The sequence below is a fragment of the Geodermatophilus ruber genome (assembly GCF_900114385.1).
GTDB lineage: Bacteria > Actinomycetota > Actinomycetes > Mycobacteriales > Geodermatophilaceae > Geodermatophilus > Geodermatophilus ruber.
The window spans coordinates 160,966-177,873 of the sequence record NZ_FOSW01000009.1 but is presented as its reverse complement, the minus strand read 5'-3'; the positions used below and the strand labels follow the sequence as shown (position 1 = coordinate 177,873).

General features: G+C 76.1%; 10 protein-coding genes. 4 read left to right on the top strand and 6 right to left on the bottom strand.

Annotated features, from left to right (window positions below; all coding sequences use genetic code 11):
* Positions 1 to 390: 390 nt before the first annotated feature.
* Together BMZ50_RS15620 and BMZ50_RS15615 are read left to right on the top strand one after the other, a co-directional pair.
* Positions 391 to 4,902 carry a cation-translocating P-type ATPase gene (locus BMZ50_RS15620; RefSeq protein WP_091326269.1) on the top strand — a complete coding sequence of 1,504 codons (4,512 nt, stop codon included), beginning with the start codon at positions 391 to 393 and terminating at the stop codon, positions 4,900 to 4,902.
* Between the two features lie 143 nt (positions 4,903 to 5,045).
* Positions 5,046 to 6,470: an NAD(P)/FAD-dependent oxidoreductase gene (locus tag BMZ50_RS15615; RefSeq protein ID WP_091326267.1), complete on the top strand. Its 1,425-nt coding sequence runs from the start codon at positions 5,046 to 5,048 to the stop codon at positions 6,468 to 6,470.
* 65 nt (positions 6,471 to 6,535) lie between these two features.
* On the opposite strand, the gene BMZ50_RS15610 is transcribed toward BMZ50_RS15615, so the two are convergent.
* From BMZ50_RS15610 to BMZ50_RS15595, 4 genes are read right to left on the bottom strand one after another with little or no spacing between them, the layout of a single operon-like run.
* Entirely contained in the window at positions 6,536 to 7,816 is a 1,281-nt protein-coding gene (locus BMZ50_RS15610; protein ID WP_091326264.1) for an erythromycin esterase family protein, read from the bottom strand.
* Positions 7,813 to 8,610 (bottom strand): SDR family NAD(P)-dependent oxidoreductase, encoded by a 798-nt coding sequence (locus BMZ50_RS15605; RefSeq protein WP_091326262.1) that lies wholly within the window; start codon positions 8,608 to 8,610, stop codon positions 7,813 to 7,815. Before BMZ50_RS15605 ends, BMZ50_RS15610 begins: the two co-directional genes overlap by 4 nt.
* Positions 8,611 to 8,650: 40 nt before the next feature.
* On the bottom strand, positions 8,651 to 9,769 hold the full coding sequence (locus BMZ50_RS15600) for a carboxylate-amine ligase (protein ID WP_177212819.1): 1,119 nt from the start codon (positions 9,767 to 9,769) through the stop codon (positions 8,651 to 8,653).
* Positions 9,770 to 9,780: 11 nt separating this feature from the next.
* Positions 9,781 to 11,754, bottom strand: coding sequence for an alpha-amylase family protein (locus BMZ50_RS15595; protein WP_245753671.1), 1,974 nt, complete (start codon positions 11,752 to 11,754; stop codon positions 9,781 to 9,783).
* A 101-nt stretch (positions 11,755 to 11,855) separates the two neighbouring features.
* Here BMZ50_RS15595 and BMZ50_RS15590 point away from each other — a divergent pair, with 101 nt between their 5' ends.
* Positions 11,856 to 12,806 carry a S1C family serine protease gene (locus tag BMZ50_RS15590; protein WP_091326255.1) on the top strand — a complete coding sequence of 317 codons (951 nt, stop codon included), beginning with the start codon at positions 11,856 to 11,858 and terminating at the stop codon, positions 12,804 to 12,806.
* A gap of 130 nt (positions 12,807 to 12,936) precedes the next feature.
* Positions 12,937 to 13,860 carry a GGDEF domain-containing protein gene (locus BMZ50_RS15585; protein WP_143087189.1) on the top strand — a complete coding sequence of 308 codons (924 nt, stop codon included), beginning with the start codon at positions 12,937 to 12,939 and terminating at the stop codon, positions 13,858 to 13,860.
* A gap of 115 nt (positions 13,861 to 13,975) precedes the next feature.
* Here BMZ50_RS15585 and BMZ50_RS15580 read toward each other — a convergent pair whose 3' ends face one another.
* Entirely contained in the window at positions 13,976 to 14,782 is an 807-nt protein-coding gene (locus BMZ50_RS15580) for an SDR family oxidoreductase (protein WP_091326251.1), read from the bottom strand.
* A 64-nt stretch (positions 14,783 to 14,846) separates the two neighbouring features.
* Positions 14,847 to 16,745 carry a clostripain-related cysteine peptidase gene (locus tag BMZ50_RS15575; protein WP_091326248.1) on the bottom strand — a complete coding sequence of 633 codons (1,899 nt, stop codon included), beginning with the start codon at positions 16,743 to 16,745 and terminating at the stop codon, positions 14,847 to 14,849.
* Positions 16,746 to 16,908: the final 163 nt, after the last annotated feature.

Here is a 16,908-nt window from a genome sequence, read left to right as displayed (position 1 = left end):
TCACCGTAAGGGGGGGCCCGCGCGGATCCGTCGCCCGCTGTTCACCCCGGCGACGCCCGCCCGCCTCCTGCCGGCAGCGGATCGCCACGACCATCGGCGAGGCCCGTCCATCCGTCGAGGAGCCGCCAATGTCCCAGATCCTGCTCACCCTGCTGACCGAGGCCGTCGGTGCCGCGCTGGTCGCCCTCCTCGTCGCCGGGATCAGGCGGGTACTGGGCGTGCCCACCGCCTGAGCGCCGCCGCGGGGCCGCGGGCCTCTCGTCCTGGCACGGTCCGCCGAGCGTGCCACGATGGGAGACCTGCGGCCCGCTCCCGCGCGGCCGCGCCGGTGCGGTCGGCCCGCCTCCGGGCCGCTCCTCGCGACTGCGTCGCGGCACGAAGGAGGGCGGGATGGCGCTGGGACAGGCCACGGCCCTCCTCCGCAGGTCACTGCAGGCCTCCCTGGCGCTCACCTCCCAGGCGGTGACCTCCTCCGGCCGGCTGGCCGGGGACCTCGCCGCCCTGCCCCGCACGACGGTGCGCGCCCTGACCGGTGCCGGCGACGGGCGGCAGGTGTGGGCGGCAGGCGGCTGGGCGGTCCTGGAGGTGCGCTCCCCCGCCGGCGGCGACCCCACCCGCGGCATGCGCGCGGCCCGCGCCGCGCTGGCCGGGCTCGACGGGGTCACCACCGTCCGGCCGGACGCCCCCACCGGCCGGGTCGCCGTCCGTTACCGGCCCGAGCTGCTCACCGCCGCCGACCTCGCCGCCGCCCTGGACGGCGTCGAGGACGCACGACCGGCACCGGCGGCGGAGCGGGCACCGGCGGCGGAACGCCCCGCCGGGGCCCCGGCCGGCCGGACCGGCCGGGGCCCGCCGGACGCCGGCACCCCGGACGTCGACACCACGGCGCTGGTCGCCGACCTGCTGGGGCTCTCGGTCGCCGCCGCGGCGCGGCTGGCGCGGATCCCCACCCTCCCCACGAGCACGGCGGCGCTGGTGGCCCTGGTCGAGCACCAGCCGTGGCTGCGCGGTGGTCTCGTGCGCGTCCTGGGGGCTCCCCGCACCGAGCTCGCGCTGGCCCTGGCCGCCCCGACCGTCCACGCCCTGGCCGGCAACGCGCCCCCGCTGCTGCTGGACACCGCGCAGCGCGGCCTGGTCCGGCGGGCCCGGCAGGCGGCCGAGGAGGTCCGGGCGCGGCGCGGCCCCGAGCTGGGCGCCCCCCGGCGGCCGGCCCCGCTGCCGCCCGATCCGCGGCCGCTGCCCCTGCCGGCCGGCCCGGTGGAGCGGCTGGAGCGCCGTGCCGCGGCCGCATCGCTGGCCGCCGCCGGCGCCGTCGCGGGGCTGACCGCCGATCCCGACCTCGCCGGCCGGACGCTGCTCACCGGCGTCCCCCGGGCCGCTCCCACGGCCCGGGACTCCTTCGCCTCCGTCCTCACCGTGGCGTTGTCTCGCCGGGGCGTCGTGCGCCTCGATCCCCGGGTCCTGCACCGGCTCGACCGGCTCACCACCGCGGTGGTCGAGAGCGCGGTGCTGCACGTCGAGCGGCCGCTGGTCGTGGACGCCGACCCCCTCGACGGCTGGCCCCGCGAGCGGGTGTGGCGCGTCGCGCAGCGGCTGCTGGACGCCCGCCCCGGGACCGCGGCCGGCGACGTCGCGCTCGTGGCCGCCGGGGACGACGTGGGCGCGGGGCAGGGCCGGGCGGCGCTCACCCGGTGGCGGCTGCTCCTCGGGGGCCGGCCCGCCGGCGAGGTCCTCGTCGGGCGGGAGCTGGACCCCCTCGCCGACGCCCTGCTGTCCGCCGTCCGGACCGCCGGGCTGCGGCTCGTGCTCACCGAGGCCCCGGCGGCAGCCCATCTGGGCAGCCGGGCCGACGAGGTGCTCCGCGGCGGGACCGCAGACCCCGCCTGGCTGCGCGGTCAGGTGCGCCGGCTCCAGGCCGCCGGCCAGGTGGTGGCCGTGATCGGCAGCGACGAGGCCGCGCTCGACGCCGCCGACGTCGGCATCGGGGTGATCTCGGGGGCCGGCCGGGCGCCGTGGGCGGCGGACCTGCTCTGCGGCCCCTCGCTGCAGGAGCTGCCCCGGCTGCTCGCCGCGGTCCCGGCGGCCCGCGAGGTGAGCGAGCGCGGCGTGCGGCTGGCCATGAGCGGCTCCTTCCTCAGCGGCCTGCTCCTCGCCGTGGGCCGTCGGGCCGGCAGCGCCCTCCCCGTCACCGTGGCCGCGGCCGGGGCACTGGTCACGGGGGCGCGCGCGGCCCGCCTCGTCGACCGGCGGCCCCCGCCGGAGCCGGTGCCGCACACGCACTGGCACGCCCTCGACGCCGCGGAGGTGCTCGGGCGGTTGCCCGACCCGGGGCCGCCCCCCGCGGACGGCGACCGGGCGCGCCCGACGCCGCCGCTGATGAAGGCCGTGCGGTCGGCGGGCACGCTGGCCGCGAACGTCCGCGCCGAGCTCGCCGACCCGCTGACCCCGGTGCTGGCCACCGGCGCGGCCGCGTCGGCCGTCATCGGCTCCCCCACGGACTCGGTCCTGGTCGGCGGCGTGCTGGCCGCCAGCGCGGTGATCAGCGGCATGCAGCGGATGCGCGCGGACCGGGCCGTGCGCACGCTGCTGCTCGGGCAGCGGCTGCCCGCGCGGGTCGTCGCCCCCGACGGCGCCGGGCCGGACCCCGCCGCGCGGGCACGCGGCGGGGGGCGCCGGGTGCGCACCGTGTCGGCCGCCCTGCTGCGCCCGGGCCACGTGGTCGACCTCCGGGCCGGCGACGTCGTCCCCGCCGACGGGCGGCTCCTCCTCGTCGAGGACCTCGAGGTCGACGAGGCCACCCTGACCGGCGAGTCCACCGCCGTCGGCAAGCACCCGGCGGCCACGCCCGGCGCCGAGCTGCAGGACCGCGCCTGCATGGTCTACGAGGGCACGACGGTGGTGGCCGGGACCGGCCGCGCGGTGGTCGTCGCCGTCGGCGCCGCCACCGAGGCCGGCCGCGCCCTGGCCCTGGCCGGCCGCGCCGGGTTCCCGGTCGGCATGCAGGCCCGCCTGGAGGAGCTCACCCGGCGGGGGATCCCGGCCACGTTCCTCGGCGGCGCGGCGGTGACCGGCATGGCGCTCCTGCGCGGGGGGACGCTGCGGACGGCGATCGCCTCGGGGGTCGCCGTCGCCGTCGCCGCCGTGCCCGAGGGGCTGCCGCTCATGGCCAGCGTCGCCCAGCTGGGCGCGGCCCGCCGGCTGTCCCAGCACGGCGTGCTCGTCCGGGCCTCCCGGACGGTGGAGGCGCTGGGCCGGGTCGACACCGTCTGCTTCGACAAGACCGGCACCCTCACCGAGGGCCGGCTGCGACTGGTGCGGGTCGCCGACCCCGCCGGCGAGCGCTCCCCCGACGCCCCACCGGCCCGGCGGGTGCTGCGGGCCGCCGCGCTGGCCACGCCGCAGCCCGACGGTCCGCACGCCCCGCGGCACGCCACGGACCAGGCCGTCCTCGACGCCGCCCGCGGCATCCTGGGCGATCAGCTGGACGCCGCGTGGGAGGAGCTCGCCGAGATCCCCTTCCACAGCGAGCGCAAGTACTCCGCCGCCGTCGGCCGCACGCCGACGAAGGTCCGGCTCGTGGTCAAGGGCGCTCCCGAGGTGATGCTCCCGCGGTGCAGCTCCGTCCGCGACGACCGGGGCAAGCGGCCGCTCGACCCGGCCGGCCGGGCGCGGGCCGCCGCGGCGGTGCACGCCCTGGCCGGCCAGGGCCTGCGGGTGCTGGCCGTCGCCCGCCGCAACGTGGGCAACGGCAGCGACCCGTTCCCGGCCGAGGAGGTCGCCGAGCTCGGTGACCTCACCCTGCTGGGTTTCCTCGGCCTGGCCGACGCCCCGCGCCCGCAGGCGGCCGGCACGGTCGCGGCCCTGCAGCAGGCCGGCATCCGCGCCGTCATGATCACCGGGGACCACCCGGTCACCGCGCGGGCCATCGCCACGGGCCTGGGCATCCCGGCCGGCGAGGTGGTCACCGGTCCCGAGCTGAGCGCGCTCGGCGCGGCCGCCCGCACCGAGCGGGTGGGCCGGGCGTCGGTGTTCGCCCGGGTGTCCCCCGAGCAGAAGCTGCAGATCGTGGCGGCGCTGCGCGACGGCGGCGCGGTGGTGGCCATGGCGGGGGACGGCGCCAACGACGCCGCGGCGATCCGCATGGCCGACGTCGGGATCGGGATGGCCGCCCGGGGCTCCACCTCGGCCCGCAGCGCCGCGGACCTGGTGTTCACCGAGCCCGACGTCGGCCTGGTGATCGACGCCGTCGTCGAGGGGCGGGCGATGTGGCGGCGGGTCCGGGACGGGGTGGCGGTGCTGCTCGGGGGGAACGCCGGGGAGCTGGCGTTCACGCTGGTGGGCACGGCGCTGGCCGGGCGGGCCCCGATCAGCACCCGGCAGTTCCTGGTGGTCAACATGTTCACCGACCTGCTGCCCTCGATGGCCCTGGCGCTGGCGCCCACCCCCGTCGAGCCGGCCGCGCGCGCGGCCCTGCTCGCCGAGGACCCGCCGTCGCTGGGCCGGCCACTGCTGCACGACATCGCCGCCCGGGGGGCGGTGACCAGCGCCGCGGCCCTGCTGGCCTGGCAGCTCGCCCGGTTCAGCGGCACGCCCCGGCGCGCCGGCACCGTGGGGCTGGCCGCGCTCGTGGGCGCCGAGCTCGGGCAGACGCTGCTGCTCAGCGGGCGCGATCCCCTGGTGCTCGGCGCCGGCCTCGGCTCGGCGGCGGTGCTGGCCACGATCATCCAGCTGCCCGGGATCAGCCGGTTCTTCGACTGCACCCCGCTGGGCCCGGTCGGCTGGGCGATCGTCGTCGGCTGCGCGGGGGGTGCCACGCTGACCTCGGCGCTGCTGCCCCGCCTGGCTGCCCTCCGGCGGGCGGCCGTGCCCGCTCCCGCGGGCCCGCCACCCCCCGACGGGTGAGGCGCCCGGCCCCGCGTGCACCGGCGCTCGCCCACCGACGGCCGAGTGACCTGGGCGTCTGCGGGTAGGGGATCCCCGCTGTGTCCTGGATCGCACCGGAGCCCCTCGGGCCCGGGAAAGCCGGAGTGGGAGACTCATTCATCATGACGACATCACCTGCGAGCGCCCCCGCCGGAACCACCACGTCCGGGCGGCCGAGGGTCGTCATCATCGGTTCCGGCTTCGGCGGGCTGTTCACCGCCAAGGCGCTCAAGCGGGCGCCGGTCGACGTCACCGTCATCGGGAAGACCAGCCACCACCTGTTCCAGCCGCTGCTGTACCAAGTGGCCACCGGCATCCTGTCCGAGGGCGAGATCGCGCCGGCCACCCGCGAGGTGCTGCGCGGCCAGGAGAACGCCCGGGTGGTGCTCGGCGAGGTCACCGACATCGACCTGGCCAACCGGACGGTCACCTCGACGATCCTGGGCCGCTCCACGGTGCACCCCTACGACGAGCTGGTCGTGGCCGCGGGTGCGGGGCAGTCCTACTTCGGCAACGACCGGTTCGCCGAGTTCGCCCCCGGGATGAAGAGCGTCGACGACGCCCTGGAGCTGCGCGGCCGGATCTTCGGCGCGTTCGAGCTGGCCGAGCTGGCCACCGACCCGGCCGAGATCGATCGGCTGCTCACCTTCGTCGTCGTCGGCGCCGGCCCCACCGGTGTGGAGATGGCCGGGCAGATCGCCGAGCTGGCCCACCGCACGCTGCGCCGCGACTTCCGCACCATCGACCCCACCCAGGCGCGGGTGATCCTGCTCGACGCCGCCCCTGCCGTGCTCCCGTCCTTCGGCGAGAAGCTCGGCGACCGCGCCCGCCGCCAGCTCAACAAGATCGGCGTCGAGGTGCAGCTGGGCGCGATGGTCACCGACGTCGACGCAGACGGCATCGAGGTCAAGGACGCCGACGGACAGGCCCGCCGGATCCAGGCCGCCACCAAGATCTGGGCCGCCGGCGTCCAGGCCAGCCCGCTGGGCAAGCAGCTCGCCGAGCAGTCCGGCGCCGAGATCGACCGGGCCGGCCGCGTCGCGGTGCAGCCCGACCTCACCCTGCCCGGCCACCCCGAGGTGCACGTGGTCGGCGACATGATGAGCCTGGATCGGCTGCCCGGCGTGGCGCAGGTGGCCATCCAGGGCGGCAGGTACGCCGCCGAGGCGATCAAGCGCCGGCTGGCGGGCAAGGCGCCAAAGGGCCCGTTCCGGTACTTCGACAAGGGGTCGATGGCGACGATCTCGCGGTACTCCGCCGTCGCCGAGATCGGCAAGCTGAAGTTCGAGGGCTTCATCGCCTGGGTGCTGTGGCTGGTCGTGCACCTCATGTACATCGTCGGCTTCCGCAGCCGGCTCACCGCGGTGCTGCACTGGGTGGTCAGCTTCCTCGGCCCCAACCGCTCCCAGCGCGTGGCCACCCAGCAGCAGGTCTACGGGCGGCTGGCCCTGGAGCAGCTCGGCCCGCACTTCTCCATCTCCAAGAGCGGCGGCCCGAAGGACGAGGTCCAGGCCACCGAGGACCTCACGCGACGCCGGTCGGCCTGAGAAGGGACCCCCTCCTGGGTCCCCTCGCACGCTCGGGGACGCCACGGAGGGGGCCGCCCGCGCACTCACACGGCGTGGGCGAGGGGCGGGACGTGCTCCTCGGGGCGCTCGAGGTGCAGCGGCCGCAGCGGCGAGGTGTCGTTGAGGTAGAGGAAGGCGTCGTACCGCTCCCCCAGGACGGTGGGCACGTAGTTCCCCCACCGCTCGCGCTCGGGGCGGTAGACCACGCCGATCGCCCGGTGGTCCAGCCGGCCGTGCAGCCACTCCGGGCCCTCGCCGTGCCCCGGGACGACGATCAGCGAGTCCTCCCCCAGGAGCCCGTGCAGAACCGACTCGATGCTGCCGGAGCGGGCCGGCGGGACCGGTAGCCGCTCCATCTGCGCCCCCCACTCCGCCCCCGCGATCACGCCGCCCCGGTAGCCGCCGAAACCGACCAGGACGACGTCGTCCGTCCCGTGCCGCTCGCGCAGCAGCTGGCCGACGTTGACCATGCCGGCAGCGGCCATGTCCGTGGCCCGCGCGTCGCCGATGTGCGTGTTGTGCTCCCAGACGACGGCCTTGTCCCCTGCGAACTCGAACAGCCGGTCGAGGGTGTCGGCCATGTGCACGTCACGGACGTTCCAGGACTCCGCCGAGCTCTGCACCATCGTGCGGTAGTAGAGCTCCGCGTTGGCCACCACGACAGCGTTCTGCTCCGCCGAGAAGCGGTCCTCCGGATCTCCGGCCGTGCCGCGGCTGCGTTCCTCCGCGAGATGGCGCAGCAGGTCGATGACGGCCTGCTCGCAGGTGGTGGGCGCGAAACGGGTGGCGAAGGCGTACTCGGCGCCGTCCTCGCCGAACGGCTCGAAGCAGCGCAGCGCCTCGATCGCCCGCTGGACGTGCTGGGGTTCGTGCTCACGGAGCCAGCCGATCAGCTCGTGCATCGACTCCCAGAGGCTGTAGACGTCCAGGCCGTAGAAGCCGACCCGTTCGGCCTCGGGCCGCTCGACGTTGAACCCGCGCAGCCAGCGGCAGAAGTCGACGACGTCGTCGTTCGCCCACATCCAGGTCGGCCAGCGGTCGAAGGAGTCGAGCGCGTCGCGCGGGTCCTCGTGCGCACCGTCGCGCAGCTTGACGCTGCGGTTCACCCGGTAGCAGTCGGGCCAGTCGCCCTCGACGGCGACGAAGCCGAAGCCGCGCTCCTCGATCAGGCGGCGGGTCAACGCTGCCCGCCAGGCGTAGTACTCGTGCGTGCCGTGGCTGGCCTCCCCGATCGCGACGATCCCCGCGTCGCCGATCCGTTCCAGCAACGGATCGAGGTCGGCGGGGCTCCGCAGTGGCCGGGCGAGCTCGTGGTGGCCGGTCATCGGTCGCCTGCCGAGCCGGGCTCGGCCATCTGCCGGTGCACCATGGCCTTCAGCCGGTCCGGCAGGACGGTAGTGGCCAGCTCCTGCGCCTTGGTCGTGAGCGAGCCGGCCACCACCTTCTCCTTGCCGGCCATGAGCGCCTCGAAGCCCTGCCGCGCCACCTGGGCGGGGTCGTCCTTGGGGCCGGCGCCGATCCTCGTGCCCTGAATGCCGGCGCGCTCGAAGAAGTGGGTGCCGGTGGGCCCGGGCATCAGCGAGGTGACGGCGACCGCGGTGTCGTCCAGTTCCTCCACCAGCGCCTCGGCGAAGGACTGCAGGAACGACTTGGAGGCGTTGTAGACCGCCTGATACGGGCCGGGCATCGTCGCGGCGATCGACGAGGTGATGAGCAGCCGGCCCTCGTTGCGGGCCACCATGTCCCGCAGCAGCAGCTTGGTCAGGCGCACGGTCGAGACGATGTCGAGGCAGATGACGTCCATCTCCTCCTCGATGTCGTTCTCCAGGAACGGCCCACCCTTGCCGACCCCGGCGTCGAGGGCGGCGGCCGTGACCGGGCGGCCGGCGGCCTGCACCGCGGCCCAGAGGGCCTCGACGCCCGCGAGGGTCCGGAGGTCGGCCTGCACCGCCCGGACGGCGGCGCCCTCGGCGCGCAGCTGTTCGGCCGCGGCGGTCAGCCCGGCATCCTCGGCGTTGACGATCAGGTCGAAGCCCGCGTCGGCGAACTGCCGGGCCAGCTCCAGGCCGATCCCGCTGGAGGCGCCGGTCACGAGGGCCAGGGGGCGCTCGTCGCTCATGCCCCTGCCGGTACCCGCCGGGCCGCGGGCCACGCGCGGGTCAGCCGCCGCCCTCGCGGACGAGCGCGGCCGCCACGGCGCGGGCGTCCCCGGTGCGCCGCCAGACGCGGCGCTGCCGGGCGGCCGAGGTGCCCCGCCGCCAGAGCCGGCCGACCAGCTCGGCGACCTCCTCCTGCTCGCCGTGGGCGCGCAGGTCCTCGTCCAGCTCGGTGAGCAGGCCGCGGACCGCTGCGCGCGCGCCGACCAGCACGCCGCGCGCGGGGTCGAACAGCGCGCCCCCGAGGCCGTCGCGGGCGGCCCGCCACCGCGCGGCGCGCAGCAGCTCCGGCCGCGGGTCGGGGAACGGCTCACCCCGCTGCGCGCGGCCGGCGAGCACGCGGACCAGGGACCGGACCAGCGCGGCGTGCAGGACGGCGTCGTCGAGGCTGGTGCACACGTCACCGAGCCGGAACTCCAGGGTCGGCAGCCGGGCCGACGGGCGCACGTCCCAGTAGAGGTGCGAGCCGTCGGCGATCACCCCGGCGGCGACCAGCCCGTCGACGAGCTCCCGGAACCGGGCGGCGTCGCCGAGCAGCTCCGGCGGTCCGGCGTTCGGCCAGCGCGACCAGTGCAGCGTGCGGAAGCTGTCGTACCCGGTGTCGATGCCGTCGTGGAAGGGCGAGCTCCCGGTCATCGCCAGCAGCACCGGCAGGTAGGGCCGGGCACGGTCCATGACGGCCACCGCGGTCTGCAGGTCCGGGACGCCCACGTGCACGTGGCACCCGCAGATGTCCTGCTGGAGCGCGAGCCCACCCCACCGCCGCACCATCGCCTCGTACCGCGCAGCAGGCGTCACCTGCTGCCCCCGCCAGGAGTCGAACGGGTGCGTGGAGGCGGCCAGGACCGCAAGCCCGGCCCGGGCCGCCGCGCCGGCCGCCTCGGCCCGGGTGGCGACGAGCTCCGCGCGCAGCTGCGCGAGCGTGGTGCAGACGCCGGTCGCCGTCTCCAGCTGGCTGGTGGTGATCTCGGACTTGAGGTGCTGACCCGCGGTGCCCGCGCGGAGCGCCGCGTCGAGGTCGGGGTTCCCGGACAGCGCGAAGGTCTCCGGGTCGACGAGGTGGAACTCCTCCTCCACGCCGAGGGTGACGCCGACGGCCGCCTCCGCTGCAGGGCGGGGCACCGCGGTCCGGCTCACGGCTCGGCGAACCAGGCGAACCCGAGGCCCGGCACCCGCAGCCGGCCGTCCCGAACGTGCAGCGGGCCGTCGCTGCCGTGCACCTGCGCGAACGTCCCGTAGCCGGTGACCGTGTCGGCGTCGACCTCCTGCGGCCCGGGGCCGACGTTGGCCACCCCGATGAAGGTGCCGCTGCGCGGGTGCCGGCGCCGCCAGACGAGGACCGCGTCGTTCCCGGCGTCGAGCAGCTCCGCCTCCGTGCCGCCGCGCAGCGCCAGCAGCGAGCGACGCACCTCCCCCAGCCGGCGCACCGCGGCGAAGACCCGGCCCTCCAGCGTCGCCGGGTCGTGCCGGCGGGCGGCCGCGGCCCAGTCCATCGGCGGCCGGTGCATCCACCGGTTGTCCGGCGCCCGCGCCGGGTCGGCCAGGTACCCGGCGTCGTTGCGCAGCGCGAGCTCGTCGCCCATGTACAGCAGCGGGATCCCGCCGAAGGAGCAGGCGACCGAGTACAGCAGCACCAGGCGGCGGATCCCGGCCTCCAGCGCCGCGTCGTCGCCCCGGTCCAGGGCGTCCTCGATGCCGCACAGCGAGGCCGCCGTGCCGGAGACGCGGGCGTCGCCGGTGGCCTCGTTCTCCTGGAACAGCGCACCGCGGGCGAAGGAGTCGGGGAGCCGGCCGGCGTAGAAGTCGTTGAGGAACCGTCGGTGCCCGAAGCCGCTGACGCCCACCGCGCCGGCGTCGGTGTCGGTGATCGCCCAGCCGATGTCGTCGTGCCCCCGCACGTAGGTGACCCAGGAGGCGGTCGGCGGGATCGGCCGCATGCGGGCCAGCGCCGTGCGGGCCAGCCGGGCCTCCCCGGTGGCCAGGCTGCTCCACAGCAGCACCATCAGCGAGTTGTGATAGGCCAGCTCGCACTCGGGCCGGTACCGCTCGTGCCCGCCGAGGTAGGGGACCAGGTCGTCGGGGGCCACGATCGCCTCGGCCTTGAAGATCACCCCCGGGGCGGCGAGGCGGGTGAGGGCGTGCAGCAGCTGCAGCAGCGTGTGCGCCTCGGGCTGGTTCTGGCAGCTGGTGCCCAGCCGCTTCCACATGAACGGGACGGCGTCCATCCGGAACACGTCGACGCCGCGGTTGGCCAGCCAGGTGATCTCCTCCAGCATGGCCAGGGTGACCGCCGGGTTCGTGTAGTCCAGGTCCCACTGGTAGGGCCAGAACGTGGTCCACACCCAGCCGCCGGCGCCGCCGCAGGCCTCCGGCACCCAGCTGAACGAGCCGGGCGCGCGGTCGGGGAAGACCTCCGGGATGGTCGCGTCGTAGGCGTCGGGCATCGTCCGGTCGGGGAAGGCGGTGTAGAAGCCGGCGTACGCGGGGTCACCGGCCAGCCAGCCCTGCGCCCAGGTGTGCTCCCGCGCGGTGTGGTTGAGCACCAGGTCGATGCACAGGCTCATGTCCCGCTCGTGCAGCGCCGCCGCCACCCGCTCGAGGTCGGCCATGGTGCCCAGCCGGGGGTCGACCGCGCGGTAGTCGGCGACCGCGTAGCCGCCGTCGTTCTCGCCCGGCCGGGGCGCCAGCAGCGGCATGAGGTGCAGGTAGCTGGTGCCGAGCTCGGCCAGGTAGTCCAGGTGCTCCGGCAGCCGGTCGAGGGTCCCGCAGAAGCGGTCGACGTAGCAGACGTAGCCCTGCATCCGGGTCCGCTGGAACCAGCCGGGGTCGATCTCGCGGCGCCGGTCCAGCCGGCGCAGCTCCTCCGGGCGCTCGGTCGCGGCGGCCAGCGCGATCCGCAGCGCCCGATCGAACAGCTCGTCCGCCCGGTCCCCGTAGAGCGCGGCCAGCGGCTCGTGCACGTCGAGCAGGGCGAGGTCCACCCTGTGCAGGAACGCATCGGCGTCCGCCGTCCCGAGGGCCGCGACGGCGTCCTCGGCCAGCCGCGCCCGCACCTGCCCCCATGCCCGCACCGCCGATTCCCGGCGGGCGGCTACCGAGACCGTCATCGGGTCAGTATCGCGATGTTCGCCCACAGCGCGACCGCTGCCGCGGAGCGCCCGGACGGCGTTGACTGGGAGCTGTAAGCACGTAATCAGGAGGCTCCGCCATGGCACCCGACTCCGACTCCCTCTCCGGTACCGCGCTGGACGCCTACTCGCGCATCGTCACCGCCGTCGCCGCCGACCTCGGCCCGCACGTGGCCGCCCTCGAGGTGAGCGGGCCTGCCGGCCACGGCGCCGGCTCGGCGGTCGTCGTCCCCGGAGAGGGGCTGCTGCTCACCAACGCCCACGTGGTGGGCCGGGCCCGTTCCGGCCTCGCGGTGTTCAGCGACGGCAGCGAGGCCGACGTCGACGTCGTCGGCGCCGACCCGCTGTCGGACCTCGCGGTCGTCCGGGCCCGCGGCGTCATCCCGCCGCCGGCGGTGCTCGGCGACGCGGCCGAGCTGCGCGTCGGCCAGCTCGTCGTCGCCGTCGGCAACCCGCTGGGCCTGGCCGGCTCGGTCACCGCCGGCGTGGTCAGCGGCCTGGGCCGGTCGCTGCCGACCCGCGACGGCCGCACGGCCCGGGTGGTCGAGGACGTGATCCAGACCGACGCCGCGCTCAACCCCGGCAACTCCGGCGGGGCGCTGGCCGACTCCGCCGGGCGCGTCGTCGGCATCAGCACCGCCGTCGCCGGCTGGGGCCTCGGACTGGCCGTGCCGATCAACGACACGACCCGCCGCATCGTCGCCGCGCTGGTCTCCGCCGGCCGGGTGCGCCGGGCCTACCTGGGCCTGGTCAGCTCGCCCGCGCCGCTGCCGGCTCCGCTGGCCGCGCGGACCGGCCGCCGGCGCGGGCTGCGGATCGTCGACGTCGTCCCCGGCTCCCCCGCCGACCGCGCCGGCCTCAAGGCCGGCGACCTGGTGCTCGAGGCCGGCCGGCGCCCGGTCGCGGAGGCGCAGAGCCTGCAGCGGCTGCTGTTCGCCGACGCGATCGGGCGGTCGCTGCCGGTGACGGTGTATCGGCGCGGCGCGATGGTCGACGTCATCACCGTGCCGACGGAGCTCACCGGAGCGTGACCGTCCCCCGCCGGCGTTCCCCCGATCGGCGTCACCGGCCCTCCCCCCATGGGGGCAGGTCGTCGCGGAGCGCTCCAGAACGTCACCGGGACGACCGATGCTCGCGGGGACGAACGGGGGGAGGGACCTCATGCACGCGGACCGGCCGGCGGGAACGCCGTTGCTGTCGTTGCTGTACGCCGTCAGCGGCACGCTGTGCCTGCTCGGTGCGCTGAACCCGCTCACGCCCGAGACCCCCGTCGGCCTGCTCTGGGTGCTGGCCGTCATCGGCTGCGGCGGTGCGGCACTGCTGTGGCTGCGCCGGCAGCGCCTCAGCACCGGCGCGGTCCACGTGGCGGTCGCGACGATGGCCACCCTCATCGCCCTGCTGGCCTGGCGGTCGGTGACCGCGGTGGGCGTGGTCGGGCTGGGCCCCTCGATGGTCGCGCTGGCCGTCTACACCGCCCACTACCTGCCGCGCCCGGCGGCCCGGGCGCACGCGGTCTACCTGCTCGCGGTCACCACCGCGGGAGCCCTCGCCGCGGCGCCCTCCGGCATCGCGCTGCCCTGGCTGACCAACGTCGTCACCGTCGCCGCCCTCGTCGAGGCGCAGACCCGCATCTCGGCGACCCTGCACCGGGCCGCGGGCACCGACCCGCTGACCGGGCTGGCCAACCGCCGCGCGTGGGAGGCCGGCGCCGAGCGGAGCCTGGCCCACGCGGCGCGCAGCGGCGAGCCGCTGACCGTCGTCCTCCTCGACCTGGACGGGTTCAAGACCGTCAACGACGAGGACGGGCACGGCGCCGGCGACGCGCTGCTGCAGTCGCTGGCCGGGGCCTGGAGCAGCGAGCTGCGCACCGCCGACCTGCTCGGCCGGTACGGCGGCGACGAGTTCGTCCTGTGCCTGCCCGGCACCGATGCTGCCCGCACCCAGGAGCTCGTCGCCCGGCTGCGGGCCAGCCATCCGGCGTCCTGGTCGGCCGGCACGGCGGCGGCCGCGCCCGGGGACACCCTGGCCGACCTCCTCCGACGCGCCGACACCGACCTCTACCGGCACAAGGCCAGCCGCCGGTGACCTGAGCCCGGCATCCCCTCGGCCGGGCCCCGTCGACCCTGTCCGCTCCGCCGGGCCCGGTGGCACGGTGCCGGGACGACGGGCGCGGAGGTCGCCATGGCATCTCTCCTGGCGGTCAGGGGCGGCGCCAGGCGTCCGAGGTCAGGTGGGAGCCGGCCATCGGGCCCATCTGCAGCATCCCGCCGTCCACCGGCCAGGAGGCGCCGGTGACGTAGCCGGCCCCCGGCGAGGCGAGGAAGGCGACGACGGCGGCGACCTCCCGGGCGTCGCCGGGACGGCGCAGCGGGATGCCGGGGCGCTCGTGGCCGGGTGCAGTGGGGTCCTCGTCCTCCTGCCCGGTCATGGGCGTGGCGATCTCCCCGGGCGCGACGGCGTTCACGGTGATGCCGTGCTCGGCGAGCTCCAGCGCCGCGACGCGGGTGAGCAGCCCCAGCCCGCCCTTCGCGGCGCAGTAGGCCGCCGCGCCGACCCGGGGCTGGTGCTCGTGCACGCTGGTGATGTTCACGATCCGCCCGCCACGGCCGGCCGCGACCATGCGCCGGGCGGCGCGCTGCAGGCAGAGGAAGGCGCCGTCGAGGTCGATGGCGAGCACCTGCCGCCAGGTGGCCAGGTCCAGGTCGAGCAGCGGGGTCCGGTGGCCGGTGCCGGCGTCGTTGACCAGGACGTCGACGCCCCCGAGCGCGTCGGCGAGGTCGTCCACGACGTCGGCCGCCCCGGGCAGCCGGGTGAGGTCGAGGTGGCGCACCTCGGCCCGCCGGCCGAGCCCGCGCACCTCCGCCGCGGTGGCCTCCGCGGCGGCCGGCGCGCGGTACCAGGTGATGCCGACGTCGCAGCCCTGCTCGGCCAGGGCCACGGCGACGGCCCGGCCGATGCCCGACTCCGACCCGGTGACGATCGCGACCCGCTCGCTGCTCCCGGTCATGACCGCACGCTAGTGAGCCCGGCTCGCCGCCGCCCCGGTCCGGCCGGGGCGGCGGCAGCTCGGCTCAGGGCACGACCACCTGCGCCCAGACCGAGTCGCTGTTGCCACCGAAGTCGGCGACGGTCAGCTCGGCGTACAGCTCGGTGCCCGAGGGCAGCGGCTCGAAGTCGTACTGCAGGGACGGCAGGTCGGCGTACAGGCCGATGTCGGAGGCCGGCTCCCACGACGCGGTGCCGTCCGGCGCGACGACGAGCAGCTTGGGCACGATGAGCCCCGTCGGGTCGGCGTACAGCTCGCCGAAGGTCCCGGCCTGCGGGTTGTAGCCGTAGTACGTCTCGTTGAGGACGTCGCCGCTCTCCGGGTCGAAGGTGATCGACAGGATGACGTCCTCGTAGTCGTCCGCACCCGGCGCGTAGTAGGCCAGCGGCACGTCGATCGTCGCGACCTCCGCCTCGTCGTCATAGTTCAGGGTGAGGTAGGCGTAGGAGGTGTCCTCGCCGTCGCTGATGGTCATCGTGGTCAGGTCGTAGATGCCCAGCGCGATGCCGGAGCCGTCGTCGGCGATCTCCGCGGGCTCCTCGCCGAAGAACACCACCGAGCCGTCCGCGGCGACCTGCCCGTAGCCGATCGTCGCCGTGGCCAGGTTGTCCGCAGCGGCCAGGTCGAACGTGCCGACCAGGTTGAGCCCGTCCTGGTCGAAGAAGACCTCGGCCTGGCCGCCGGCGTTCTGGAACTCCGGCTGCTCCTCGGCGGGGATCGCGTCGCCCGCGTCGTAGTAGCTGGCCAGGAAGGCGCCCCACGCCTGCGCGCTCTCCACCGAGGCGTAGTCGGGGTCCAGCAGCTCCTCGGTCGGCGGGAAGTAGATGGACAGCCCGCTGGCGCCCAGTGCGGCCGGCCCGGTGACCTCGTGGACGACGGCGTCGTTGATCGCGGTGACCAGCGCGTCGGCCTCGTCGGACACGTCGAGCGCCTCGACGCCGATCTCGGAGGCGAGCAGCCCGAGGTCAGCCATGTGCGTGTCCACGGTGGGATCGGCGTCCCGCCCGAAGCCGAGGACCGTCTCCCGCTCCCGGCCGACGACCGGCGCGACGTCGGCGACCCGGTCGGTGAGCGCGGCGCTGAAGGTGGCCAGCGCCTCGTCGACGGCGCCCATCTGCCCGAGGTCGAGCATCGACAGGGTGATGTCGGCGCCGGTGCCCTCGGCCTCGGCCTGGGCCTGGTAGCCGTCGACGATGGCGGCGCCCAGGGTGTCGACGTCGGTGGCCGGGTCGTCGGCCAGCACCTGGAAGGCGCCGTAGTCCCAGCCGTGGCCGGGCTCGAGCTCCTGGGAGGCGATCATCCGGTCGGCGAGCGGCGCCATGGCGCTGGCCGTCTCGTAGGTGGCCATCAGGCAGGCGTCGAAGCCGAGCAGGTCCAGCTTCTCGACGCCGGCCTCGGCCAGGCCCTCGCCGATCCCGCTGCGCAGCTCGTCGAGGGTCAACGTGCTGTGGCCGGCCGACTCGTCACCGCCCACCCCGGGCCAGGAGGCGCCGTGGTCGGAGATGACCAGGGCGTAGTTCTCGGCGGGGTGGTCGGCGATGCCCTGGGCGATGAAGTCGCTGAGCGCGGCGGGGTCCCCGGTGTCCACCTCGCCGAGGTCGGCCAGCTCGGTGACCTCGCCCTGCCCGAGGGACAGGTACTTGGCGCCCACCCAGTCGTCGAGGCCCAGCAGCGGGTCGGTGCTGTAGTCCGCGGCGCGGTCGACCATGGCCGCGATCTGCAGGTTCTCGTTGGAGCCCACCCCGGCGAACTCGGTCAGGTCGGCGAGCAGGTAGGGCTCGAGGTCGGTGTCGGCGATGGAGTAGACCAGCACCGTCCAGCCCTCACCCGAGGCGGCCGCCTCCTCCGCCGGGTCGCCGGCCTCCCCGGAGCATCCCGCTGCCAGCACGCACAGCGCGGCACCCACAACCGACCATCGACGCATGATTCCTCACTCCAGCTCTTGCCCGCCTGACCTGCGGGGATGACGGAGTGTGACAGACAGTGCACGGGAGGATGGGACGCCGCGCACACCGGAGCGTCCGAGCCCGACCATCGCCGCGCCGTCCCGCCTAGCGTGGGCAGCCCGCAGCTCCCGACCGGAAGGC